This window comes from Sphingopyxis sp. H073 (assembly GCF_001468395.1).
Classification (GTDB): domain Bacteria; phylum Pseudomonadota; class Alphaproteobacteria; order Sphingomonadales; family Sphingomonadaceae; genus Sphingopyxis.
The window spans coordinates 124,349-147,029 of record NZ_LNSG01000006.1 but is presented as its reverse complement, the minus strand read 5'-3'; the positions used below and the strand labels follow the sequence as shown (position 1 = coordinate 147,029).

Genomic DNA, 22,681 nt, shown 5'->3' with positions numbered 1-22,681 from the left:
TGTTTGCTTCCCGTCGCCCGAGATTTGAGACAGACCCTCCCGTGATGGGAGGCACGTGACTCCCATCACCCCCTCCCACCAGCGGGAGGAAGAAGAAGAGCCCGATGACCGAGAATAGTTCCGCCTCCTCCAGCTTCGTCAACATCGGCGAGCGCACGAACGTCACCGGCTCGGCTGCGTTCAAGAAGCTGATCCTCGCCGACGACTATACCGCGGCGGTCGAGGTCGCGCGTCAGCAGGTCGAGAACGGCGCGCAGGTGATCGACGTCAATATGGACGAAGGCCTGCTCGACGCCGAATATGCGATGACGACCTTCCTCAAGCTCATCGCCGCCGAGCCCGATATCGCGCGTATCCCGGTGATGATCGACAGCTCGAAATGGGACGTGATCGAAGCCGGCCTCAAATGCGTCCCCGGCAAGCCGATCGTCAATTCGATCAGCATGAAGGAAGGCGAGGAACCCTTCCTCGCCCACGCGCGCAAATGCATGGCCTATGGTGCGGCGGTCGTCGTGATGGCGTTCGACGAGGTCGGACAGGCCGACACCAAAGAGCGCAAGATCGAGATTTGCGAGCGCGCCTACAAGCTGCTCACCGGCATCGGCTTCCCGCCCGAGGATATCATCTTCGACCCCAATATCTTCGCCGTCGCGACGGGGATCGAGGAGCATGACAATTATGCGGTCGATTTCATCGAGGCGGTGAAGGAAATCCGCATCCGCTGCCCGCACGCGCATTTTTCGGGTGGTCTGTCGAACCTGTCGTTCAGCTTCCGCGGCAACGAGGTGGTCCGCCGCGCGATGCACAGCGTCTTCCTCTATTATGCGATCCCTGCGGGACTCGACATGGCGATCGTCAACGCAGGCCAGCTCGACGTCTATGACACGATCGACCCCGAACTGCGTCTGGCGTGCGAGGATGTGATCCTCAATCGCAAGGTCGAAGGCGAAGACCTGACCCCGACCGAGCGCCTGATCGCGCTCGCCGAACGCTACAAGGGCAAGGATGCCGCGCAGGAAAAGGCGGCCGAGGAATGGCGCGGCTGGGAGGTGCGCAAGCGCCTCGAACATGCGCTGGTCAAGGGCATCGACGCGCATATCGTCGACGATACCGAGGAGATGCGGCAACAGATGGACCGTCCGATCGAGGTGATCGAGGGCCCGCTGATGGACGGAATGAACGTCGTTGGCGACCTGTTCGGATCGGGCAAGATGTTCCTGCCGCAGGTGGTGAAATCGGCGCGCGTGATGAAGAAGGCCGTGGCGCATTTGCTGCCCTTCATCGAGGCTTCGAAGGAACCCGGCGCGAAGGGCAAGGGCAAGGTCGTGATGGCGACCGTCAAGGGCGACGTCCACGATATCGGCAAGAATATCGTCGGCGTCGTGCTGCAATGTAACGGCTTCGAGATCGTCGACCTCGGCGTGATGGTGCCGTGGAGCAAGATCCTGGAGGCGGCGAACGAGAATGACGCCGACATGATCGGCCTCTCGGGCCTGATCACCCCTTCGCTCGACGAGATGGTGACGGTGGCGGAGGAGATGCAGCGCGCGGGCATGACGCTGCCACTGTTGATCGGCGGCGCGACGACGTCGAAGGTGCATACGGCGCTGCGGATCGACCCCGCATACAAGGGGCCGGTGCTCCACGTTCTCGACGCGAGCCGTGCGGTCGGGGTCGCGACCTCGCTGGTGAGCGATACCGGGCGCGACGCGTTCGTCGATGGCTACAAGTCCGAATATGAGCATATCCGCGACGTGCGCGCGGGCAAGGGACAGAGCGTGCTGCTCAGCATCGAGGAAGCGCGCGCCAACTATTACGATGCCTATCTCAGCGACAAGCCCGCGCCGCCGCTGCAACCCGGCCTGCACCGCTTCGACGATTGGTCGCTCGAGGATTTGCGCGAATGCATCGACTGGACGCCCTTCTTCCGCGCGTGGGAACTCCACGGCACCTATCCGTCGATCCTCGACGACGAGGTGGTCGGCGAGACCGCGCAAGCGCTGAAGGCCGACGCCGACGCGATGCTCGACAAGCTGATCGCCGAGAAATGGCTGACCGCGCGCGGTGTCTGCGCCTTCTGGCCGTGCGCGCGCGATGGCGACAGCGTGACGATCCACCTCGCCGATGAGGAGCGCCATGTGACGCTTCCCTTCCTGCGCCAGCAGATCAAGAAGAGCCGCGACCGCGCCAATATGTGCCTCGCCGACTTCATCGACCCCGCGGGCGACTGGATCGGCGGATTCGCGGTCGGCATCCACGGCATCGAACCGCATTCGGAGCGCTTCCGCGCCGACAAGGACGATTATTCGGACATCCTGCTGAAGGCGCTCGCCGACCGTTTTGCCGAGGCGTTCGCCGAGCGGCTGCACCAGCATGTCCGCACGACGCTGTGGGGCTATGCGCCGGGCGAACAGCTCACCAACGAGGCGCTGATCAAGGAGGAATATCGCGGCATTCGGCCGGCGCCGGGCTATCCGGCGTGCCCAGATCACAGCTTGAAGCCGATCCTGTTCGACCTGCTCGCGGCCCACGAGAACGCCGGGCTGGTGCTGACCGAAAGCTTTGCGATGCTGCCGACGGCGGCGGTCAGCGGTTTCTATTTCGGCCACCCCGAAAGCCAGTATTTCGGCGTCGCGCGGATCGGCAGCGACCAGCTCGAGGATTATGCCGCGCGGCGCGGGGTCGATCTTGAGACCGCCACGCGCTGGCTGCGCCCGAATCTGGATTGATACCAAAAGCTCGTCCCCCCGGATTTGATCGGGGGTGACGACGGTTTAATATCTCGATGCAGGGTCGTCCGATAGCGAGACAGGCGCGCGATTAACCAGCTTCGGGCACGACGGACGCGGCGGAAACCGCTATAGACCGCGCATGTTCATGGCTCTCCTTCGCCGGCCGTTGCTGCCGCTGCTCGCCCTGCCGCTGCTGCTCGCGCCGGCGCCGCTCCCCGCCCAGACCGGCGGCGCGCCCTTCAGCGTCGACGGGCGTGGCTTCAACCGCCTGCAGGATGCGGTCGATGCGATCGGCGACGGCGAAGCGACGATCCGGATCTCGTCCGGATATCACCGCGACTGCGCGGTGCAGACCGCCGGCCGCATCGCCTTCGTCGCGGTCGAGCCCGGCCGAGCGATCTTCGACGGCGTGACCTGCGAGGGCAAGGCGGCGCTCGTCCTGCGCGGGCGCGGCGCGAAGGTCGACGGCATCGTCTTCCAGAACCTGCGCGTCCCCGACGGCAATGGCGCGGGCATCCGCCTCGAACAGAGCGATCTCGACATTGCGAACAGCCTGTTCCGCAACAGCGAGGAAGGCATCCTCACCGGCGACGACGCCGAAGCGACGCTGACGATCGACCGATCGACCTTCTCGCGGCTCGGCCGCTGCGACCGCGGGCTCAGCTGCGCGCACAGCGTCTATACCGGCCTCTATGGCCGCGTGGTGGTGACGCATACCCGCTTCGAAAAGGGCAGCGGCGGCCATTATCTCAAGACCCGCGCAGCCGATGTCGAGATCGTGGACAACAGCTTCGACGATACGCAGGGGACGGCGACCAACTATATGATCGACCTGCCGTCGGGGTCGGTCGGCCGGATTGCGAACAATCTGTTCGTGCAGGGTCGCGACAAGGAAAATTACTCGGCGATCATCGCGGTCGCCGCCGAAGAGCGCAAGAACCCGTCGCGCGGGCTGGTCGTCGAGGGCAATCGCGCGAGCATCCCCGAGGGGATCGGCCGTCAGTCGGTATTCGTCGCCGACTGGAGCGGCGAACCACTCGCGATCGGCGCCAACACGATCGGACCGGGACTGAAACGCTTCGAGAAGAGGTGAGGCGTTACGCCTCGCCGCGCGTCTCGATCAGCGACGCGGCGAGCGCCTCCGCGGGGGTCTTGCCGCCCCACAGCACGAACTGGAACACGGGGTAGAAGCGCTCGCACTCGTCGATCGCACTTTCGATCAGCGTTTCGGCAAGGTCGAGCGGCAGCTGCGCGTCGTTGCCGAGCAGCATGCCGTGGCGGAACAGGATCGTGCCGCTGTTCGACCAGAGCTCGAAATGACCGAGCCACAGCTGTTCGTTGATCAGCGCCAGCGCCTCGTGCGCGACCGTGCGCTTGTCTTCGACGACGCGGATGTCGGGGAAGGCGAGCAGCTGGATCACGCCATCCTCGGCGCGCCACACCGCGCGCAGTTCGTAAGTCGTCCAGCTGCCCTGCGCGGTCGCGACGATCTCGTCCTCGCCGACCATCTCGTGCGGCCAGTCGTGCGCGGCGAAATAGGAGGCGATCATGTCGATCGGCGCCGCTTCCTGGCCGTCATCGTCGTCGTAGATATCGTCGGTCATGCGCGGGCCTTAGACCGAAAGCGGCGAAGACGCGAGTCCGCGTCCCGCCGCCTTCGGGGACTGTCCTGTGCATAAATGGGCGGGCGTCAGGCCTTGGGTTTGCGCGGAGCCGATTTGGCGGCGGGCTTTGCAGCCGGCTTTGGCGCGGCAGCAGCTTTCGGCGCCGCAGCGGGCTTCGACGCGCCTTCCAGCTTGTCGAGCCGCGCCTTTAGCGTTTCGGCTTCGGCGCGCGCCTTGGCGGCCATTTCCTTCACCGCCTCGAATTCCTCGCGGCTGACGAAGTCCATGCGGCCGACGAATTCCTTCGCGCGCTCGCGCATTGCGGCTTCGGCCTCGCGGCCGGCGCCCGCGACGGTTCCGGCGATGCCGTTGATCATCTTGGCCAGATCGTCGAAAATCCGGTTTTCGCTTTGCATTTCACTTCCTTCCAGGGGGGAGAACCCGTTGCCCTTCATCCTATCTGGGTAGTCGCGGCGGGGATCACAACCCCTTCGTTTTCAGCATTGGGATTGGCTTGATCGATCTGGAAATTCAGCACGCTCGCGAAACAGAGCCACGCGATATAGGGCACGAGCAGCCATGCCGCCGCCTTGCGGATCGGCAGGAAGGCAAAAAAGGTCGCGACCGTCACCATCAGGATGAAGATGATCAGATAGAGCGCGCTCGTCACCTGATGCGCGCCGAAGAACAGCGGCGACCAGGCGAAATTGGCGATCAGCTGGACGAAGAAGAGCAGCAGTGCAAAACCGCGCCCCTTCGCACCGCGCGCATGGAGCACCATCGCGAGCGCCAGACCCATGCAAATATAGAGGATCGTCCATGCGACGCCGAACACCCATCCCGGGGGAACGATGCTCGGCAGATCGAGCGCGGCGAACCAGCGATTGTTGTAGCCGCTGTTTGACAACAGTCCCATCAGGCTGCCGACCAGCACGATCGACGGCACGGTGACCATCGCCCAGCGCCAATAGGACATGCGTAACTGGCCGGGCGTAGCAATCTCGGTCATGCGGATCTGGTCCCTGAATCTTTGAACATATCGGCGATTCTGCGGATGACAGGTGTCGCGGCTGGAATTTGCGCCGTCAAGCGGCTCGCTTGGTCGCAGCAATCAGGAATTCGACATTGCCTTCGGGACCGGTGATCGGGCTTTCGACCAGATCGAGCACATCCCAGCCTTCGCCGGTCAGCCAGCCGCGGACTTCGCCGCAGACGCGTTCGTGCACCGCGGCGTCGCGCACGACGCCCTTCTTGCCGACCTCGTGCCGCGCCGCCTCGAACTGCGGTTTGATAAGCGCGACTAGGCGTGCGCCGTCTTTCGCGAAGCTCATGGGCACCGGCAGCACCTTCGACAGCGCGATGAAGCTGGCATCGCAGACGATCAGATCGACGGGCTCGGGAATATGGTCGGCAGTCAGGATGCGCGCGCTCGTCTGTTCGTGGACGATCACACGCTCGTCCTGCCGCAATTTCCACGCAAGCTGGTTGGTGCCAGAGTCCACCGCATAAACCCGCGCCGCGCCGCGGCTCAGCAGCACGTCGGTGAAGCCGCCGGTCGACGATCCGACGTCGATCGCGACCGCGTCCGTCACGTCCCAGCCGAGATGGGTCAGCGCATGATCGAGCTTGATGCCGCCACGCGACACCCACGGATGGTCGCGGCCCTTGACGCTGACCTCTGCTTCCTCGGCGATCTGCTGACCCGCCTTGTCGATCTTGCGGTCGCCGACGAAGGCGAGCCCGGCGAGGATCAGCGCCTGCGCCCGCGTCCGGCTCTCGGCAAGGCCGCGGTCGACGAGCAGCTGGTCGGCGCGCTGTTTCGCCATCAGCCGCCGGCCTTGTCGATGAGCAGACCGGGGGTCAGAATCTGCGGCAGGATTTCGGGCTCGCTCGCTCCCGGTGCATACCAGAGATAGAGCGGCACGCTGTTGCGGCCATGGTCGGCCAAGGTGCGCGTGATGACGGGGTCGCCGTTCGTCCAGTCGCCGACGAGCGTCACGACTCCCTTTGCCTCGAACGCCGCCTGCACCGCCTCGCGGTTGATCGCGCCTGCCTCGTTCGCCTTGCACGACAGGCACCAGTCGGCGGTGAAATAGATGAACACCGGCTTGCCTGACTTGCGCGCCTCGGCAAGCGCGGCGGGCGAGAAGGTCGATCCTGCGCCGTCGGCCTGCCGCTCGGCCTGCGCCACATCACTCACCGTTCCCGCCAGGCTCACGACGAACAGCAGCCCCGCCGTATAGAGCAGCCACGCGCGCCGGTCGCCGCGCTGGATCGAGCCGTAGTGGGCGAGCAGCACGACCGTCATCGCGACGGCGACGAGCGGCCAGACGATCAGGTTACCGTCGCCGACCTGGCGCCACAGCAGCCAGCCGAGCGCGAGCGCGGTCAGCCCCATCGGCAGCGCCATCCATTTGCGGAACTTTGCCATCCACGGTCCGGGTTTGGGCAGCCGCTTGCGGAGCGCGGGCACGAAGCCGATGGCAAGGAAGGGCAGGGCAAGCCCGAGCCCGAGCCCGCCGAAGATCGGCAGCGCCGCCCAGGCAGGCAGCACCAAGGTCGCGCCGAGCGCCGCGCCGAGCAGCGGTCCACTGCACGGCGTCGCGGCGAAGGCGGCGAGCGCGCCGGTCCAGAAGCCGCCCGCGGCGCCGCTCTTTTCGGTGAGCGCCTGGCCGCCGCCGAACGAAGGGAGCTCATAGCTGCCGAGGAGGTTCATGGTGATTGCGATCGCGAGGATCAGCAGCGCGAGCACGCTGACCGGATGCTGGAGCTGGAAGGCCCAGCCGACCTCTTCGCCCGCAGCGCGAAGCGCAAGCAGCGCGCCGCCGAGCAGCAGCGCGGTCAGCACGGCGCCGCCGGTATAAGCCAGCGCCTCGACCTTCGCCGCGCGCGCGTCACCGCCCGACCGGGCGAGGCTCAAAGCCTTGAGGCTGAGGATCGGAAAGACGCACGGCATCAGGTTCAGGATCAGTCCGCCGAGGATCGCGCCGCCGAGTGCGGTCCAGAACAGGTTCATGTCGACCGCGCGGGGCGCGACCGCGATCGTTTCGCCTTTTGCGGGAACAGCGCCGGGCTCGAAATGCACGGTGAGCCCGCGGCCGTCGCCGAGCTTGAGCAGGCCTTCGGCGCGCCCGGCCGCGTCGCCCTTCGCCGCCGTCTCGACGATGATCCAGTCGCCGTTGCGGCTGAAGCCCTGCGCTGCCGGGTAGTCGACGATATTCTGCGTTTCGAGAAACAGGTGCGGCGCGTCGAGCGTGGTGCCAACCGGCAGCGGGATGGCGAAGCGCACGCGGTCGCCCTTGCGCTCCCATTTTCCCGCCCGGTCGAGCGGTTGCGGCAGTCTGGCGCGCCACGGGTCGAATTGCGTGCGCGTCGCGGGCGCGATCTGGCCGTCGCCCGCCTTCAGCGCGACCGAGATCACCGCCTTTTCGGGCACGCACACCTTGTCGGTGCAGGCGAGCCAGTTGGCGATGCCGGTCAGCGTCAGGTCGGTTCCCGGCGCGACGCTCTTGTCGACCTTTACATCGGCGAGCAGCGCATAGGGATGCTCATAGACATGGTTCATCATGCCGAAGAGGATCAGCGGTTCGGGAACCGGATAGCGAAACGGGCTGACGGTGACCCCTTCGGGCGCGTTCCATTCGACCGACAGGCCGAAACCCGCGTCGCCGCCGTTGGTCCAATAGCCGTGCCAGCCCTTCTCGGGCGTCATCGTCAGCGCGAGCGACGTGCTTCCGCCGGGGGTCGGGGCGGGCGATTCGGCGACGAGCTTTGCCGTGATGTGCGGCGGTTCGGCGCGCGCGGGTGCGAGCGACAGCATCGCGAGCGCGAGCAGGGCCAGCAGCGCGCGTCCCAGGCCTGTCACAAAAACGTCTTTCCGCAATTCCACACTCCGCCTGTCGCCGTCCTTCGTTCCGGGCTTGCCATATAGGCGGCTTTCGTCGAGAGGACAGCCCGCGCTGACGACCCCCCAATCGGAGAAGCTGCCCGTGAAGACGAAAATGCTCGCCACCGCCGCAAAAATCACGCTGGCCGCCCTGCTTTCGATCACCGCGACGGGCGCGGTGCTTGCACAGAGTTCGGGTGCGCCCCCGGCGAAGGTTACGGCATCAACCCCCGCGCCCAAACTTGTCGTCGTGATCGCGGTCGACCAGTTCTCGGCCGACCTGTTCGCCGAATATCGCAGCCACTTCACCGGCGGGCTCGCGCGCCTCGCTTCGGGCGTCGTCTTCCCGGCGGGCTATCAGTCGCACGCCGCGACCGAAACCTGCCCCGGCCATTCGACGATCCTGACCGGCAACCACCCGGCGCACACGGGCATCATCGCCAACAATTATTTCGACCTGTCGGTCTCGCGCGACGACAAGCGGGTCTATTGCGCCGAGGACGAGACCGTCGCCGGCACGACCTCCGGCAGCGGAAAATATGCCCCGTCGGTGAACCATCTGCTGGTGCCGACGCTCGGCGACCTGATGAAGGCGGCGAACCCGAAGGCGCAGGTCGTATCGGTCGCGGGCAAGGACCGCGCGGCAATCATGATGGGGGGGCACAAGGCCGACGAGCTGATGTGGCTCGTCCCGACCGGGCTGACCGGCTACCGGGGTACGACGTTGTCGCCGACCGCGCAGCAGGCGGGCACCGCGATCGCCGCCGCGATCGCGCAGCCGCGCCCGGCGGCGACGCTGCCGGCGGACTGCGCGTCGCATGACATCGCGATTCCGCTCGACAAGGGCGGCAGTGTCGGAACCGGCCGCTTCCAACGCGACGGCGGCGACTTCCGACGCTTCATGGCGTCGCCCGAGGCCGATGGCGCGGTGCTCGCGGCGGGCGCGGCGCTCCGTCAGGCGCGGGGGCTGGGCGAGGGCGATACGACCGACCTCCTCATCCTCGGCCTGTCGGCGACCGACTATGTCGGCCACAGCACCGGGACCGAAGGCAGCGAGATGTGCATGCAGATGCTCGCGCTCGATCGCGAGCTCGGCGACTTCTTCGCCCGGCTCGACGCGACGGGGATCGACTATGTCGTCGCCTTGACCGCCGATCATGGCGGCCACGACCTGCCCGAACGCAACCGCCAGAATGCCTGGCCGGCCGCCGAGCGCGTCGACAAGGCGCTCGATCCCGACGCGATGGGCAAGGCGGTCGCCGAAAAGCTCGGCCTGCCGCAGCCCCTGCTCTACAGCGACGGCCCGTTCGGCGACATGTATCTGTCGAAGGCGCTGACCCCGTCGCAGCGCAAGGCGGCGATGACCGAACTGCTCGCCCGTTATCGCGCGCATCCGCAGGTCGAGGCGGTCGTGACCGGCGAGGAACTGGCCAAATATCCGATCTCGAAGCGGTCGCCCGACGTGTGGAGCCTGATGGACAAGCTGCGCGCCTCGTACAATGTGCAGCGCTCGGGCGATTTCCTTGTTGTGCTGAAGCCGCGCGTCACCCCGATCCCCGAATCGGGCATGGGCTATGTCGCGACGCACGGATCGGTGTGGGATTATGATCGCCGTGTGCCGATCCTCTTCTGGCGCAAGGGGCTTACCGGATTCGAGCAACCGAACGCCGTGATGACGGTGGACATCCTGCCGACGCTCGCGTCGGTGATCGGCGTGCCGCTCGACGCGGGCAAGATCGACGGGCGCTGCCTCGACCTCCTCTCGGGACCCGAGAGCAGCTGCCGCTAAGCAAAGAAGAAACAGGACAAGATGACGAAGAGTTTGGCGAATTTCACCGGCCGGATGCTGCTGGTCGGCTGCGGAAACATGGCGGGCGCGATGCTCGATCGCTGGCTGCAGGCGGGGCTCGATCCGTCCGCGGTCGCGATCGTCGATCCGTTCGCGCAGCCGCGCGAGCATATCGCCCACTTTGTCTCGCTTGCCGAATGGAAGGCGGCCGGCGGCGCGGCCAACTGGATCATGCTCGGCATGAAGCCGCAGCAGCTCGGCGAGGTCGCCGCCGACCTCGCCTCCATCGTCACCGACGACGTCCATCTCCTCTCGATCCTCGCGGGCGTCTCGCTCGCCGACCTCGCGCAGCGCTTTCCCGATGCAAGGGCGCAGGTGCGCATCCTGCCGAACCTCGCGGCGCGGATCGGTGCGGGTGTGTCGGCGGTGGCCAGCCTCGGCGACGCCGATGCGGCGGCGGTCGATGCGTTGCTGGCGCCGCTGGGGACCATTGTCGCGCTCGGCGACGATATGACGATGGATCTCGTCACCGCCTTCACCGGCAGCGGTCCGGCCTTCGTGTTCCGGCTGATCGAATCCTATGCGGCGGCGGGCGAACGTCTCGGCCTGTCGCCGGACGACGCGCTCAAGCTGGCGACAGCGACCTTCGGCGGCGCCACCGCGCTGCTCGCCGAAAGCGGCGAGAAGCCGGGCACGCTGATCGCGCAGGTGGCGAGCAAGGGCGGGACGACGCAGGCGGGGCTCGACGTGCTCGACAGCGACGGCCAGATCGCCGCGCTGCTCACCAATGTGCTGCGCGCGGCGCGCGACCGTGGCCGCGAACTCGCCGACATCGCGCGCGGCGACGCCTAGTTTTCGGTCCCCAGCTTCGCGGCGCGCGCGCGGTCGCGCGGCGTCATCAGCGCCTCGTTGACGTGCCAGAAGCCGGTCACCGCCTGCTGCCCCGCGTGGGTATAGGCGCGGCTCATCGCGTCGCGCAGCGGCTGAAAGATCGCCGCCTCGACCGCGCGCCCGGCGGCGGTCAGGCGTAGCTCCTTTTGCCGGCGGTCGCGGTTGCCGGGGCGCGTCGCGAGGAAATCGCGCGCCTCAAGCTCCTTCACGACACGGCCGAGCGACTGTTTGGTGATCCCGAGCAGGGCGAGCAGGTCGGAAATCGTCAGCCCCGGCGCGCGCGCGATGAAGTAGAGCGCGCGGTAATGCGCGCGGCCCAGCCCGTTTTCGGCCAGCCGCACGTCAGTCGCGCGCCACAGCGCGCCATGCCCTAAAAACAGATATTCGATCCCGCGACGCACTTCCTCTTCGCGCAAGAAAAGGGCAGAGGCGGCGGGAACTTGTGAAAGAAAATTTTCATCCGGCATAGCGACTACCGTTGCGCGCGCGGCGCCTCTTTGGCAAGAGGCGCGCATATTCTTGTCCCGAGTCACGCCCCAGATCACAAGGTTTTGCCATGCTTGCTCCCGCTTTCGCCCGCCTGCCGCACCCGAATCCGACGGCGGACGAGGTACGCGCGGCGGCGATTGCCGATCCGGTTTTCGGGCGCGTCTTCACCGACCATATGGTCTCGATCCGCTATTCGGACGCGAAGGGCTGGCACGATGCGCAGGTGATGCCGCGCGGGCCGCTGCTGCTCGATCCGGCGACGGCGGTGCTTCATTATGCGCAGGAAATCTTCGAAGGGCTGAAGGCGTACCGGCTCGACGACGGCTCGATGGCGCTGTTCCGCGTCGAGGCGAATGCCGCACGCTTCAACGCCAGCGCACGGCGCATGGCGATGGCCGAAATCCCCGAGGAACTGTTCATCGGCGCGGTGAAAGCGGCGGTCGAGGCCGATGCCGACTGGTTCCCGCCGGTCGCGGGCGGCGCGCTGTACCTCCGCCCCTTCATGTATGCGAGCGAGGTGTTCCTGGGCGTCAAGCCGGCGTCGGAATATCATTTCCTCGTCATCGTCTCGCCCGTCGGCAATTATTTCAAGTCGGGCGCGCCCGCGGTGTCGCTGTGGGTGTCGGAGCATTATACGCGCGCCGCGCCGGGCGGCACCGGCGCCGCCAAATGCGGCGGCAATTACGCCGCCAGCCTGATCGCGCAGCAGGAAGCGATCGCCAAGGGGCACGACCAGGTCGTCTTCCTCGACGCCGCCGAACATCGCTGGATCGAGGAACTGGGGGGCATGAACATGTTCTTCGTGTTCGACGACGGCAGCATCGTCACCCCGCCGCTGACCGGCACGATCCTGCCCGGCATCACCCGCGATGCGATCATCACGCTCGCGCGCGACGCCGGCCTGACGGTGCGCGAGGAGCCTTATTCGATCGACCAGTGGCAGGCCGATGCCGAGAGCGGTCGCCTGACCGAAAGCTTCGCCTGCGGCACCGCCGCGGTGGTGACCCCGGTCGGCAAGGTGACGCGTGGGCAAACGAGCTTCACCATCGGCGCGGGCGGTCCCGGGCAGGTCACGACGACGCTGAAGGACAAGCTCGTCGGCATCCAGCGCGGCCTCGCGCCCGACCCGCATGGCTGGGTCACGCGGCTCTAAGGGCTGCCTTGCAATCGGCGACCGCGCGTTCTAGAGCGCGCGTCGCACCGGCGCGTTGGGGCGTAGCCAAGCGGTAAGGCAGCGGTTTTTGGTACCGCCATGCGCAGGTTCGAATCCTGCCGCCCCAGCCAGCCGGTGCTGTGCCTCAGCCAAGGGACGGAAAACCCCAGGTTTCTCCCTTAACTGAGCAAGGCCGACCATCGCAGTGGCATCAATTGCTACCAGTGGGTGGAGCCAGTGCCTGATGCCAGCAATCGAAAATGTGAACCGTCGCGGGGCCACCTACTGGTGGCGTCGCCGGGTGCGCTTCGTTGGACGGCTTGAACGTCCTATAACCATCGTAACAACGGTCAGCCTTTTGACGAAGGACCAGTCGGTCGCGCGACGGCGCGCGGTCGCGATGACCAGCCGAAGCGAGGTTGTGCGAATGAGCTTATACGAACGGATCGAGCAGGAAGGACTGACCAGCGAGCAGGTGAACCATCTCTTTCGAGAGGAGATGGTGCGGTATCGCAACATGCTGGCGCATCAGTTGGCGGTGATCGAGAAGGACGGTGAGGGCAATGTCACCGCTCGCTTCCACCAGATGCTCTCGATCTATGCAGCGTTTAACGGCGATTTCATCGCAAATGGCTTCGACGACTATATGGGCATCGATTACATCGGGTCATTCGACAAGCGCTTTCCGTCGCTGGACGAAGAGGCCCGCGCCAATCTTTATGCGATGCTTTCCCAAGCCGGCGATGTTCCCGGCAATTTGCTGAATGAGGCAAAGGCATTGCTGGAGCGGCTCGGCATCGAGCCAGCGGCTGACCGAATCGAAATTGCCCGGCAGGTCATGTGTGGGGCACGGTTGACGGCCGCGGCAACCTACGACAGCCCCGAGGTTCGGGCGATCGAACACAGCTTGGCGCTGATGAACGCGCTCGGGCGAGCGCCTCTGCTGACTTCGATGCCTCCCCCGATCTCCGCCCCTGCGCCTCCAAACGCGTGGAACGCCAGCACCATTGTGCCTGCGTCAGCGTCGACACTCACCGATGTGCAGACCCATTATGCCACCCTTAGCCCGGTGCAGGCAGTAGAAAAATATATGGAGCTGAAACCAAAGGCGCGCGGACGGGAAGATGCGCCGGTCCTGGCCGAGGGTGCGAACCCCAAAAAGCGCAAGTCGCAGCCGAAGGTCTGGGGCGCCAGCCAGAAGCGCCAGTTCAAGGCCGCGCCCTTTCTGTTCGGCAAGTCAAATAATGGCAAGGCCATGGCAGCAACATGCCAGGAAGACCTGAACCAGTTTTACGACCTGTTGAACCGGTTACCGTCGTCGCATCATAAGTCGCCTCGACACGAAGCGATGTCGCTGGAGGAAATTTGCAGCGAGGCGCTCGATCGTCTTACTGAAGAAGAGGAGCGCGGCGAAGAAATCTCGTTCGCGATTGGCCTCGACGTAGGAACCATCAATCGTCATTTCGCCAACCTCAAGAGATTGTGTGCGTGGCTTGCGACGAAAACGCCAATGGCGCCTCTCGATTTTTCAGATTTTATCCTCGATGAGGACGACAGGGACGAGCGCGACGAGCGCGACCCCTATACGATTGCGCAGGGTGAAGAATTGTTTCGTCTCGGCATCTGGACCGGCGGTACGGGCGTCGATTTGCCTCAGCGTTTGTCCGTGACGCCGGGAGGCTCGATTTGGCACGACGCAGCCTATTGGGTCATGCCGCTGGTCTGGTATTCAGGTATGCGGCGCGAGGAAGCTTGTAAGCTTTTGGTCGATGATATCGGCGAAGAAGACGGTATCTTTTTTGTCAACATCAGGAAAACTTCTGCGGGCGGCGTCAAGAACGCGACCAGCGTTCGTAAGATTCCTGTTTGCGAAGAGCTGCGTCGCTTGGGCTTCATGCATTATGTCCAAGCCATGAAGGAAGCTGGCGAGCAGTACCTCTTTCCAGAAATCCAACCCGGTCGCACAGGGCGTGCGCTGGGAGATGTATTTTTCAAAAATATATGGCTTCACATTAAGCCACGTCTGAAACTCGTAAAGCCGGGACAGGCGGTTCACAGCGGTCGGCATATGGTCAGCACTGAATTGAAGATGTTGCAGACATTCGAAGAATTTCGGTCGGATCTTCTCGGTCAGAAGCATGGCGGCGAAAATGCCAACCGATACGCGAGCGCCACACGCCTCCAGATCCTGCTTGATGTCGTGAACCAGATACCCAAAGTGACCGCCCATCTGCAAGATACCGTAGAAATCCGGTTGCTACCCGTTTGCATGCGCGGCGCGCGGCCAACTCGCGAGAGCGCCGGGCGGCGCAAGCGCGGTTGACACCATGTCGGACTAAATATCGAATAGTCGCTGGGTGGCTAAGCCATCGTTTACGGCTGCTATGCGCCTATCTAAGTCGTAGCCGGCCATCTGACGGGTGCCTGTAACCTGCCGTTCCCGCATGTAGGGAACAGGCGTAGGCAATGCGTCTGATTTGAGACATCACAGACGGTGCAGTGAGCGTCGTAAACTTGCCGTTCGCTTGAATCTGGACCGCGTGGCCACCGCGCATGCCAAAACGTTCGTGTAGCAATTTCTAAAAGTCATCTCGGCTCACTGACGGAGAGAGGTTTGGACCTTCCGGTCCACGAGGTTTATGAGTTTCAATCGATTATTCGGGTTGCGCAAGTTGTCCGTTTCTTATGAGTGCCTCGTGTAAGGATGCTGTAGCAGCGCGTGCTATGTCGCTTGTCCTGCCAACCGAAAAAAGCCGTCAGTATTTCTCGTAGCTTGGGTTGTAATATTGGTCGGCAAACTCTCCGAGCACAGAGCGCGCCGTCCGGAGTGCCTTCATGGCCTCGGGTGTTGCGACCTTCGCGGGAGCTACATCTTCTTTGGTGAGCTGCAATATGATACGCATCAGGACCGCCATCGCTTGCCGAACAAGATCGAGCGTATCTTCGTGTGCCCAAAAGTCGCCAAACTCACGCTTCCGGATAATGTCCCCCCACCTCCCATTTCGCATGTAGAGCAAGACGCCATCGATGCAGCCGGGTGTGCCGTGCACGATGTTATTACGTATAACAAACCCACTCCGAGCAGCTTTACACCAAGTCTCGATCATATTCCGCACATCGCCAGCTTCAAGTCCAGCAGCGAAATGCTCCAACATGCCGATCAAATCCGTGATATTCTTATTGTCTGTATCAGGCCGAGTTCCGGCTGGATTCATCTGCCGTAGGGTCCAAAGCGCACGCTCCAAATGATGTTCGATAGCTGCACTGAAGGTGATGATTGCGGCAACCTTCTGACCGACCACGAGATTCAAGCCCAACCTGTCTTGCACTAAATCGGCGTGGCCATATTCGATCATGTCTTTTATCATGCTCTCTTTTGGCCATACAGTTGCTTCTGGGCAATAGTGGCAACGTCCCATACCTTTCTGAGCGGGGGGCTTCGCGCATGCGTCTGACCTGTCGGGCAGAGTAGGTGATCTCTGAGAGGTACGGCACTCGTCTATTGCCGTAGCGATCGATCGGGGCGCCTCTTGCCGTGCCGTTATATCGGACAAAGCCGGCATTATCGTGTGTATCGGCGCTTGGGTTGAGACGCAGTCTGCTGATTCTTTTAAGGCGTGCGAAATCGCCAGCCCGGAGGGCACTACGAAGGCTGATCGACCCATCGAAATTTTCGGCTAGACAGCTTCTTGCATGCCTCGCATGGTGGTCGCGCAGTACTTCGCTGGCAGCGTAAAATCGCCGATCAATAGTGAAGGCTCAGGGGGAAATAGGCAGATCGGATGGTGTTGGCACTTGTTATGAACCCGACCGTTCGGGATGTCCTCGATCGGCTCGACACAGACTTTTCCGCCGTCGCTGCCGCCGTTGGTAACGGCGAGTTCGCCCTTTGGGTTGGATCGGGTATATCGGGTCGTTCACCCAATCTTGGCGGGTTGATCGAAAGGGCATTAGAATTTCTGCGCTCCGCCGCTGTCGATCCAGCGACTATGGCGACTTATCGGCCCGCGTTTGACGAGGCGATTGACCTTGCCGAGACGGACCAGGCAGACGTGGCGCCCCATCTTAACACATTGCTGTGCAATTGGCCGGAACAGCTGCGGAATGCCGTCGTTGACCGGCTATGGAAGAAGTATTCCGCGCTGCTCGATATCAGGATTCAAGGCAAGGATGAGGATTTTATCCTTTGGGAGGCTATAGACATTCGTGACGCGTTCGCTGCGCCTGCGCCGCCCGCGGCGGAGCACCTGTGTATCGCCATACTTGTTCTGGAAGGTGCAATTTCCGATATTGCGTCAGCTAACTGGGACGGCTTCATCGAAGCTGCTGTGGAGCAACTTGGCCCCGGCCGCGAGGGCAATATTCAGGTTGTCGTCGACCCTGACCAATTGCGGGACGGCGCCGCAAAAGCGCGGTTGCTCAAGTTTCATGGCTGTATTATCCACGCCACCGATCAGCCAAATCTCTACCGGAAATTTCTGACGGGGAGCACCACGCAGATCAATGGCTGGGCAGGCAAACCTTTATTCAAGCCGATGGTCGACCGCGTTACCGCCGTGGCGACGGACAAGAAGGCGATGCTGGTCGGCTTGTCGCTGCAGGACGTCAATCTACAGATACTATTCGGAAATGCTCGCGAGGCACATCCATGGCCATGGCCATGTGCTCCATCCGCTCAAGGCCATGTGTTCTGCAATCAAAAAGGCTTAGGGCCTGAGCATCTCACGATGCTGAAAAGCGTATATTTGAACAACTACAACACGGACATAGCCGGTATCAAAGCGAGCGCTTTATTGCAGGCGTGGCCGGAGCAAGTCTTGCTCGCGCTGGTTTTGCGGATTGTTACTGATAAGCTAAATACTTTCTTGCTGAAACATCTCGAAGGATCGCTGCTCGCACCGGATGTGCAGAGCCTTTCGCTAGCGCTGCGCAATTTGCGGAACGCGGCCGCCGAGCATGCAACCGGGGACCGAACCGCCTTTACCTATTCGGCGATCGCCAGTTGGACAAAGCTGCTCGCGATCTTCCGCAGCGGGGGATTGCCCCTTCATCCTGCTTCATATTCCGCGATAAACGACAACGTCGTCGCACTGGCCGCCAACGACCAGAATGCGGTCGCTGCTGGATTCGGAACGCTTGCCACCATGTTGTCGCTGCTGCAGTCGGGTGCCGACAATAAGCGATGGACAATCGGTTCCGCTGGCGCGCAACTCGCCGAGGGCGCGTTGACGGGCTTGGGAGAGTATCCGGGCGCGCAGGCCACTCCAATATTTCTCGTGCGCGGGGCAGCGGAAGCTATCGAGCTTCAGAAAGCGGGGAGCTTTAGCGATGGCGCAATTGTAATTCATGGCGATGATCTCTGGACGATGATGCAACCGGCTGGTCCGGCCGCAGCCCCGACTTCCGGCCGAACGCGAAAGCGGGCACCGGGACGGACCGGCAAAATCACGAGGCATGTGTGCCTTAAACGACTGATAGAAAACTCGGATACTATGGCCGATCTGCATGATCGCTTCGCAAAAGCGATGGCACTATGAGTGACTCCATTCTTGTCGCGACGCTGGTTCGCCGCCTCGAATCCGCAGGGTATGAGCGACTGCCAAGGCCGTTCCGGGTCGCGTCCGTCGAGTTTGATTTCGCTGCGACATTACGTGGCAAAGGCGCGCGGGGACTCGACCTAGTTCTTGTGGTGGACACTGCGACGGGAAGTCCCGACGATCGCTCAAGCGACGATGTTAGGAGCCGCGTCGAGGCCTTGAGCCGAGCACTTGACGTGACAGGGTCGCGATATACTTTAACCTTGGTAATCGTCGGAGCAGTGGTCACGGACGATGTTCGGGTACTTTCCGAGACGTGCCGCGTGCTGGCCGTCGCGGCGATCGATCTGAAAAGTGCCGACGGTAACACGCTGGGGGACGAGAGCCCCTTCGACGATTATATCCGCATTCTCTTGCCGCTGCGACTTCCCCCAGGTGAAAGAGAGCGCCACGAGGATGGACCCACTGGTACGCTTGGCCTGATTTCTGGTGAATTGGAGTCTTCCGTCGACCAGATTCTGGTCCAGGATTTAGTCCGCGGTTCCTACCGCGGCGAACAGGGGGTTCGGGCCGCGCTCGGCAAGCGTATCGATACAGTGCTCGGGGAGACAACAGAATGACTGACGTTCGTCTCGCCAGCCTGCGCGTCACTAACTTTCGGAGCATCCGGGGCAGCATTTTCGCCCCACTCGATGCGCAGACTATTTTGGTGCACGGAGAGAATGGCGTTGGGAAGACCAGCTTGCTTTCTGCAATTGAATTGGCTCTGCGAGGAGGAATCGAGTTCCTCGAACTCGCCGACAGGAAATATGATGAGCAGTTGCTGCATCGTGCGCCCGAGATCGACCAAGGGCAAATCACGCTGACCACACGGGGCTTGGAGCGTGCAAATCTCTTCGATGTGAAAATCCACAAAGCCGGGCATAGTACGACGTCTAAGCTTGATCGGCGCTTGGGAGATTTCTTCAAAGAGCGCTGCTATCTCCCTCAGGCACTGCTGAATCAATTGCTGCAGATCTATCAAAATTCAAGTGAAGCAGCGGCTTCGCCACTGGCGAGCTTTGTCTCGGCTTTGCTAGGCCTTGAGCGATTGGATGCGATTGAAGCGGGGTTAGCGCCCGTCGATGATATTCGCAATTTGCGAAAAGTCTCCAGGAAGCTGACGGACTTCGAAGGTGAGTTGAGCAAGGTAGAACGGGAGATTGCGGAACGGCGCCAACGTTCAGAGGAACTCGAGAGCATTATCGCTGGAGCGGCCGGAGACATTTATGATGTGCTCGCGGACGCGCACCTGGATTCGGCAGAGGATTTTCCGGATGATGATCTTCCCAAGCGTGAGGCGTTGCTAAATGAAGAAGACAATGCGGCCCTGACCAAGATTGAACATTTGCATCGACGAGTAGAACATCTTGAAATCCAGAATGCTTCCGCATCAGAAACCGATGGCGAGGCCGAGGAGCATTTATCCGAGGCTCACCGACGCGCCTCGGAACAGCTTGAAAAATGGCGCGCGAATTTCGAGCTCTTGGTTACAGATTTGATCGGCCGCATCGCCGAGACGCTTCCCGCCACCAGCCTGCCTACCGAGCTCTCCGACATTGCTGAGTTGGCGCTCCGGGAACTTCAGTCGCGCGCAAATGCCGTCGTGGATCAGGCCACGCGGCAGCAGACCGACAGCCGTAGATCCGGCGAGATTGTCGAGCAATTGGCGGTCGCGCGTCGCAATCTGGCGACGGCTGAAAGCGAGATAGAGAAAATTTCGAAAGATCCCGATGGCTTGGGCTCCCTGTTGGCGGAGATCGCCGCGCATATCCAGGGCGACATTTGCCCCGTCTGTGATCGCGACTTCACCGAGAAGAAGGCGGGGTCGCTAAGCGAGCACGTCAATAACCGTGTTCAGACGTTGTCCTCGGTGGCAGAGCGAATGCTCAGCCTCGGATCGGTGCGAAGTGATTTGCAAAGCCTCATCGCGCGCCTTGAACGCGAGGCCACCGAGCTCAATTCTCGCGCACTTTCGCCGGATGCAGTCGTAGTGCTTCAGAAATCGTCGGTAAACGTGGGTCGCCTGGCGCATGACCTGCAAGAGAACCGCGCAGCGTTCGAAGTCGGATCTCGTTACATCCGCGAGGAAGCGGACGCTCGACGACGCCTAGCCGGTCTGCAGTCGCGCAATGCCGACCGTCGCGCAACAATGAGCATTCTGAATGAGATTTCTCTAGATGCGGGCATCCCGCAAGCGCAGGATCAAGACACTGTCGCCATGACGCTTGGCCGAATGTTGGACACGCTCACCGAGCGATCGAGAAAGTTGCAAGCTCGTATTAGCGCGCGCCGACGCGCGATCGAGATGCTCGACTATATCGACCGCGAGCGCGCCGCAAAAGCCAAGATCGATGCAGAGATCAAAGCGCTCACAAACCGGCGAAAGTCATTGAAACTCGCCTTGGCCCGTGGCGCTGACATTCGCTCTTCCGCACAGTCGATCAAAGCAGCGGTTGAGACGGTCCGAGCACGAATCATTCGACGGGAATTTAACGACCGCCTTAATGCCCTATGGAGGGATCTTTTCGTCCGCTTGGCTCCAAGCGAGCCGTTCCTGCCGGCGTTCCAAATTCCTGAAACCGTCACGCAAAATCTCCAGCCGAAGCTAATCACCCGTCATCGTTCAGGTATCATCGGCGGCACGCCAGGGGCGATGCTAAGTGCCGGCAACCTTAATACTGCTGCATTGACCTTATTCGTGGCGCTTCACCTAACAATGAAACCCGAGCTCCCTTGGCTGATCCTCGACGATCCGGTACAATCGATGGACGACGTTCACATCGCCCATTTCGCCGCGTTGCTTCGTACGCTCGCAAAAGAGCACGGACGCCAAGTTATCATTGCCGTGCATGATCGACAGCTCTTCGAATATCTTCGGCTTGAGCTCAGTCCAGCCTACGAAGGTGACACTTTGCAAACGCTGGAGCTAACCCGGCGCAAGGATCAGGACACGCTCTGCGACCAAACTTCGTACACATATCGCGAAGAGACCGCGCTGCGCGCGGCGTAGGTCATTCAGGGTGAGGGGCGCAGTTTCGACGCTGAAGGGCAGAGATCGCCAAGACAGAATGAGGCCAATATGGATCAGCGACTTGTCTCGACCGTCCCGCCGCATCCGCGATATTCATTGTCTCGCAAGCAAAGTGTGTCACAAGTTGTCCGATGGACCTAGAGTTCACCTTCCGGATCTCGGGCAGCTATTCGCCCGACGACATCCCCCTTGAGCGCCTCGGGGAATATCTCAAGGCGCTGGGCGAGCTATTTGGCGAGCGCGCCAATGTCCATTTTCGCAGTCTGGAATTGGGGTCGACTGTCGTCCGCGCGATCGTCGATCACGCCGCGGTGCCCAAAGTCGAAGCGCGGATTCAATGCATTGCTACCGGAAACGCAGGAGCAGCGCTCGCGAAGGCGTACGAGCGTATCGACGCCCTTTTGCGTGACGACAATGCTACTGGCGAGATTGCCGACTCAAGCGGTCAGGTAATCCACGTTGACTTTCCAGGCCGCAAGCGCGTGGAGCCCATGGTCTACGGACCGATTAAGCAACAAGGCACGCTCGACGGGACAGTTTTTCGAGTGGAAGGCCGCGATTCGACAGTTCACGTCGGCATCATGGATGGCGAAAGGAACTATTCGCTCGAGGCCCCTGCCGCGATGGGCAAGCAGCTCGCCGCGCTATTCCGAGCGGGTCCGATCCGATTCCGCGGCATGGGCACTTGGTTCCGCAGTGGAAATGGAGCTTGGGATCTCCGCAAATTTGTCATCGATGGTTTCGATGAACTGGATGATGGGCCACTGAGCGCGGCGATCGCCGACATACGAAATGCTCCGGCTTCGGATTGGCGAACAATGGACGATCCGTTCAGGTCACTCGGGGAAGAACGTGATGACGGGGAGAGCACGCATTGATTGCGGCAATCGACGCATCCGTCCTGCTGCTCATGTTCGACCCGGAGAGCGGCGCTCCGCTCGGCCCTGACGGTGAGCCAGTCGATCGCTGCAAAGATCGGGTCGATCATTTAGTCGATCGATTGTCTAGGAGCGGCGGGCGTCTACTTGTCCCTTCTCCGGCGCTCTCTGAGCTTTTGGTCGGAGCAGGCCCTGCCGGCCCAGAGTGGATGTCGCGGCTCAGTAACAAGCGAGCAATCCGCATTGTGCCATTCGACGCTCTCGCGGCGGTCGAATGCGCTGCGCTCGCACGAGATCGGGGTTCCAGAAATTCTACCTCGCCGCGCGCGAAGGCGAAATTCGATGAGCAGATCGTGGCGATCGCAAAGCTTCACGGAGCCGTCGAGATCTATTCAGACGATAGCGATATTCGAAAGCTCGCTTCTCCCGATATCGCCGTAATTGGCGTTGCCGAGCTTCCGTTGCCGCCAGCCGCAGCTCAGGGAAGCTTGGACTGGGACAATTTCGAGCCTGTCGGTGAGTAGCAAGATAAGACGAAGCAATTTAGGGCATTCTCCTATGCGGGATCGGGTCTGGGCTACCCGCAATTGGTCGATTGCGCCCCATCCGACAGATCGGCGACGGCGAATGTCCGCTTTCGAACTTTCCT

At 62.3% G+C, this 22,681-nt stretch carries 18 protein-coding genes and 1 tRNA gene; 12 read left to right on the top strand and 7 right to left on the bottom strand.

Translation table 11 applies throughout. From position 1 onward, the window contains the following. Positions 1-104 precede the first annotated feature (104 nt). Both metH and ATE64_RS13270 read left to right on the top strand, forming a co-directional pair. A complete protein-coding gene (metH, locus tag ATE64_RS13275) occupies positions 105-2,729 on the top strand; it encodes a methionine synthase (RefSeq protein WP_058455096.1) in 2,625 nt (874 codons plus the stop codon). Positions 2,730-2,871: 142 nt separating this feature from the next. Beyond that, positions 2,872-3,825, top strand: a complete 954-nt coding sequence (locus ATE64_RS13270) for a right-handed parallel beta-helix repeat-containing protein (protein ID WP_058455097.1) — start codon at positions 2,872-2,874, stop codon at positions 3,823-3,825. 4 nt (positions 3,826-3,829) lie between these two features. Here ATE64_RS13270 and ATE64_RS13265 read toward each other — a convergent pair whose 3' ends face one another. The 5 genes from ATE64_RS13265 to ATE64_RS13245 all read right to left on the bottom strand — a co-directional run bounded on the left by ATE64_RS13265 (position 3,830) and on the right by ATE64_RS13245 (position 8,201). Beyond that, positions 3,830-4,336, bottom strand: a complete 507-nt coding sequence (locus ATE64_RS13265) for a YbjN domain-containing protein (protein ID WP_058455098.1) — start codon at positions 4,334-4,336, stop codon at positions 3,830-3,832. A gap of 86 nt (positions 4,337-4,422) precedes the next feature. Beyond that, complete coding sequence (locus ATE64_RS13260) at positions 4,423-4,752, bottom strand: accessory factor UbiK family protein (RefSeq protein WP_058455099.1); 330 nt, start codon at positions 4,750-4,752, stop codon at positions 4,423-4,425. 35 nt (positions 4,753-4,787) lie between these two features. Continuing rightward, positions 4,788-5,345, bottom strand: coding sequence for a TspO/MBR family protein (locus ATE64_RS13255; RefSeq protein WP_058455100.1), 558 nt, complete (start codon positions 5,343-5,345; stop codon positions 4,788-4,790). A gap of 76 nt (positions 5,346-5,421) precedes the next feature. Continuing rightward, the gene (locus tag ATE64_RS13250; RefSeq protein ID WP_058455101.1) at positions 5,422-6,162 is read right to left on the bottom strand and encodes a TlyA family RNA methyltransferase; all 741 of its coding nucleotides are present in this window, start codon (positions 6,160-6,162) and stop codon (positions 5,422-5,424) included. Beyond that, positions 6,162-8,201 (bottom strand): thioredoxin family protein, encoded by a 2,040-nt coding sequence (locus ATE64_RS13245; protein WP_331458605.1) that lies wholly within the window; start codon positions 8,199-8,201, stop codon positions 6,162-6,164. The genes ATE64_RS13250 and ATE64_RS13245 overlap by 1 nt, the downstream gene beginning before the upstream one ends. A gap of 136 nt (positions 8,202-8,337) precedes the next feature. Here ATE64_RS13245 and ATE64_RS13240 point away from each other — a divergent pair, with 136 nt between their 5' ends. After that, positions 8,338-10,011: an alkaline phosphatase family protein gene (locus ATE64_RS13240; protein ID WP_058455102.1), complete on the top strand. Its 1,674-nt coding sequence runs from the start codon at positions 8,338-8,340 to the stop codon at positions 10,009-10,011. 21 nt (positions 10,012-10,032) lie between these two features. After that, positions 10,033-10,863 (top strand): pyrroline-5-carboxylate reductase, encoded by an 831-nt coding sequence (gene proC / locus ATE64_RS13235; RefSeq protein WP_058455103.1) that lies wholly within the window; start codon positions 10,033-10,035, stop codon positions 10,861-10,863. Here the strand turns inward: proC and ATE64_RS13230 are convergent. Continuing rightward, on the bottom strand, positions 10,860-11,369 hold the full coding sequence (locus ATE64_RS13230; protein ID WP_058455104.1) for a MarR family transcriptional regulator: 510 nt from the start codon (positions 11,367-11,369) through the stop codon (positions 10,860-10,862). The two genes, proC and ATE64_RS13230, sit on opposite strands and share 4 nt — an antisense overlap. Positions 11,370-11,458: 89 nt before the next feature. Here ATE64_RS13230 and ATE64_RS13225 point away from each other — a divergent pair, with 89 nt between their 5' ends. The 3 genes from ATE64_RS13225 (at position 11,459) to ATE64_RS13215 (ending at position 14,867) form a co-directional block, all read left to right on the top strand. Then, positions 11,459-12,544, top strand: coding sequence for a branched-chain amino acid aminotransferase (locus tag ATE64_RS13225; protein WP_058455105.1), 1,086 nt, complete (start codon positions 11,459-11,461; stop codon positions 12,542-12,544). Between the two features lie 56 nt (positions 12,545-12,600). Continuing rightward, positions 12,601-12,675: transfer RNA gene (locus tag ATE64_RS13220), tRNA-Gln, on the top strand. A 113-nt stretch (positions 12,676-12,788) separates the two neighbouring features. After that, complete coding sequence (locus tag ATE64_RS13215; protein WP_058455106.1) at positions 12,789-14,867, top strand: integrase; 2,079 nt, start codon at positions 12,789-12,791, stop codon at positions 14,865-14,867. A gap of 433 nt (positions 14,868-15,300) precedes the next feature. On the opposite strand, the gene ATE64_RS13210 is transcribed toward ATE64_RS13215, so the two are convergent. Further along, positions 15,301-15,900, bottom strand: coding sequence for a hypothetical protein (locus ATE64_RS13210; RefSeq protein WP_156416517.1), 600 nt, complete (start codon positions 15,898-15,900; stop codon positions 15,301-15,303). Positions 15,901-16,344: 444 nt separating this feature from the next. On the opposite strand from ATE64_RS13210, the gene ATE64_RS13205 reads away from it, so the two are divergent. The 5 genes from ATE64_RS13205 to ATE64_RS13185 all read left to right on the top strand — a co-directional run bounded on the left by ATE64_RS13205 (position 16,345) and on the right by ATE64_RS13185 (position 22,556). Continuing rightward, positions 16,345-18,081: a hypothetical protein gene (locus ATE64_RS13205; protein ID WP_156416516.1), complete on the top strand. Its 1,737-nt coding sequence runs from the start codon at positions 16,345-16,347 to the stop codon at positions 18,079-18,081. Continuing rightward, on the top strand, positions 18,078-18,701 hold the full coding sequence (locus ATE64_RS13200; RefSeq protein WP_058455109.1) for a hypothetical protein: 624 nt from the start codon (positions 18,078-18,080) through the stop codon (positions 18,699-18,701). The genes ATE64_RS13205 and ATE64_RS13200 overlap by 4 nt, the downstream gene beginning before the upstream one ends. Next, on the top strand, positions 18,698-21,133 hold the full coding sequence (locus ATE64_RS13195) for an AAA family ATPase (protein ID WP_058455110.1): 2,436 nt from the start codon (positions 18,698-18,700) through the stop codon (positions 21,131-21,133). The genes ATE64_RS13200 and ATE64_RS13195 overlap by 4 nt, the downstream gene beginning before the upstream one ends. Before the next feature lie 152 nt (positions 21,134-21,285). Continuing rightward, positions 21,286-22,032, top strand: a complete 747-nt coding sequence (locus ATE64_RS13190; protein ID WP_058455111.1) for a hypothetical protein — start codon at positions 21,286-21,288, stop codon at positions 22,030-22,032. Continuing rightward, positions 22,029-22,556, top strand: a complete 528-nt coding sequence (locus tag ATE64_RS13185; RefSeq protein WP_058455112.1) for a PIN domain-containing protein — start codon at positions 22,029-22,031, stop codon at positions 22,554-22,556. The genes ATE64_RS13190 and ATE64_RS13185 overlap by 4 nt, the downstream gene beginning before the upstream one ends. Positions 22,557-22,681 lie beyond the last annotated feature (125 nt).

What these genes read in the sequence shown, in the direction of transcription:
- ATE64_RS13190 (WP_058455111.1), top strand. Translation starts at nt 21,286, where the DNA reads ATGGACCTAGAGTTCACCTTCCGGATCTCGGGCAGCTATTCGCCCGAC.
- ATE64_RS13255 (WP_058455100.1), bottom strand. Translation starts at nt 5,345, where the DNA reads ATGACCGAGATTGCTACGCCCGGCCAGTTACGCATGTCCTATTGGCGC.
- ATE64_RS13265 (WP_058455098.1), bottom strand. Translation starts at nt 4,336, where the DNA reads ATGACCGACGATATCTACGACGACGATGACGGCCAGGAAGCGGCGCCG.
- ATE64_RS13230 (WP_058455104.1), bottom strand. Translation starts at nt 11,369, where the DNA reads ATGCCGGATGAAAATTTTCTTTCACAAGTTCCCGCCGCCTCTGCCCTT.
- metH (WP_058455096.1), top strand. Translation starts at nt 105, where the DNA reads ATGACCGAGAATAGTTCCGCCTCCTCCAGCTTCGTCAACATCGGCGAG.
- ATE64_RS13200 (WP_058455109.1), top strand. Translation starts at nt 18,078, where the DNA reads ATGAGTGACTCCATTCTTGTCGCGACGCTGGTTCGCCGCCTCGAATCC.
- ATE64_RS13250 (WP_058455101.1), bottom strand. Translation starts at nt 6,162, where the DNA reads ATGGCGAAACAGCGCGCCGACCAGCTGCTCGTCGACCGCGGCCTTGCC.
- ATE64_RS13205 (WP_156416516.1), top strand. Translation starts at nt 16,345, where the DNA reads ATGAACCCGACCGTTCGGGATGTCCTCGATCGGCTCGACACAGACTTT.
- ATE64_RS13260 (WP_058455099.1), bottom strand. Translation starts at nt 4,752, where the DNA reads ATGCAAAGCGAAAACCGGATTTTCGACGATCTGGCCAAGATGATCAAC.
- proC (WP_058455103.1), top strand. Translation starts at nt 10,033, where the DNA reads ATGACGAAGAGTTTGGCGAATTTCACCGGCCGGATGCTGCTGGTCGGC.
- ATE64_RS13210 (WP_156416517.1), bottom strand. Translation starts at nt 15,900, where the DNA reads ATGATCGAATATGGCCACGCCGATTTAGTGCAAGACAGGTTGGGCTTG.
- ATE64_RS13270 (WP_058455097.1), top strand. Translation starts at nt 2,872, where the DNA reads ATGTTCATGGCTCTCCTTCGCCGGCCGTTGCTGCCGCTGCTCGCCCTG.
- ATE64_RS13225 (WP_058455105.1), top strand. Translation starts at nt 11,459, where the DNA reads ATGCTTGCTCCCGCTTTCGCCCGCCTGCCGCACCCGAATCCGACGGCG.
- ATE64_RS13215 (WP_058455106.1), top strand. Translation starts at nt 12,789, where the DNA reads ATGCCAGCAATCGAAAATGTGAACCGTCGCGGGGCCACCTACTGGTGG.
- ATE64_RS13240 (WP_058455102.1), top strand. Translation starts at nt 8,338, where the DNA reads ATGCTCGCCACCGCCGCAAAAATCACGCTGGCCGCCCTGCTTTCGATC.
- ATE64_RS13195 (WP_058455110.1), top strand. Translation starts at nt 18,698, where the DNA reads ATGACTGACGTTCGTCTCGCCAGCCTGCGCGTCACTAACTTTCGGAGC.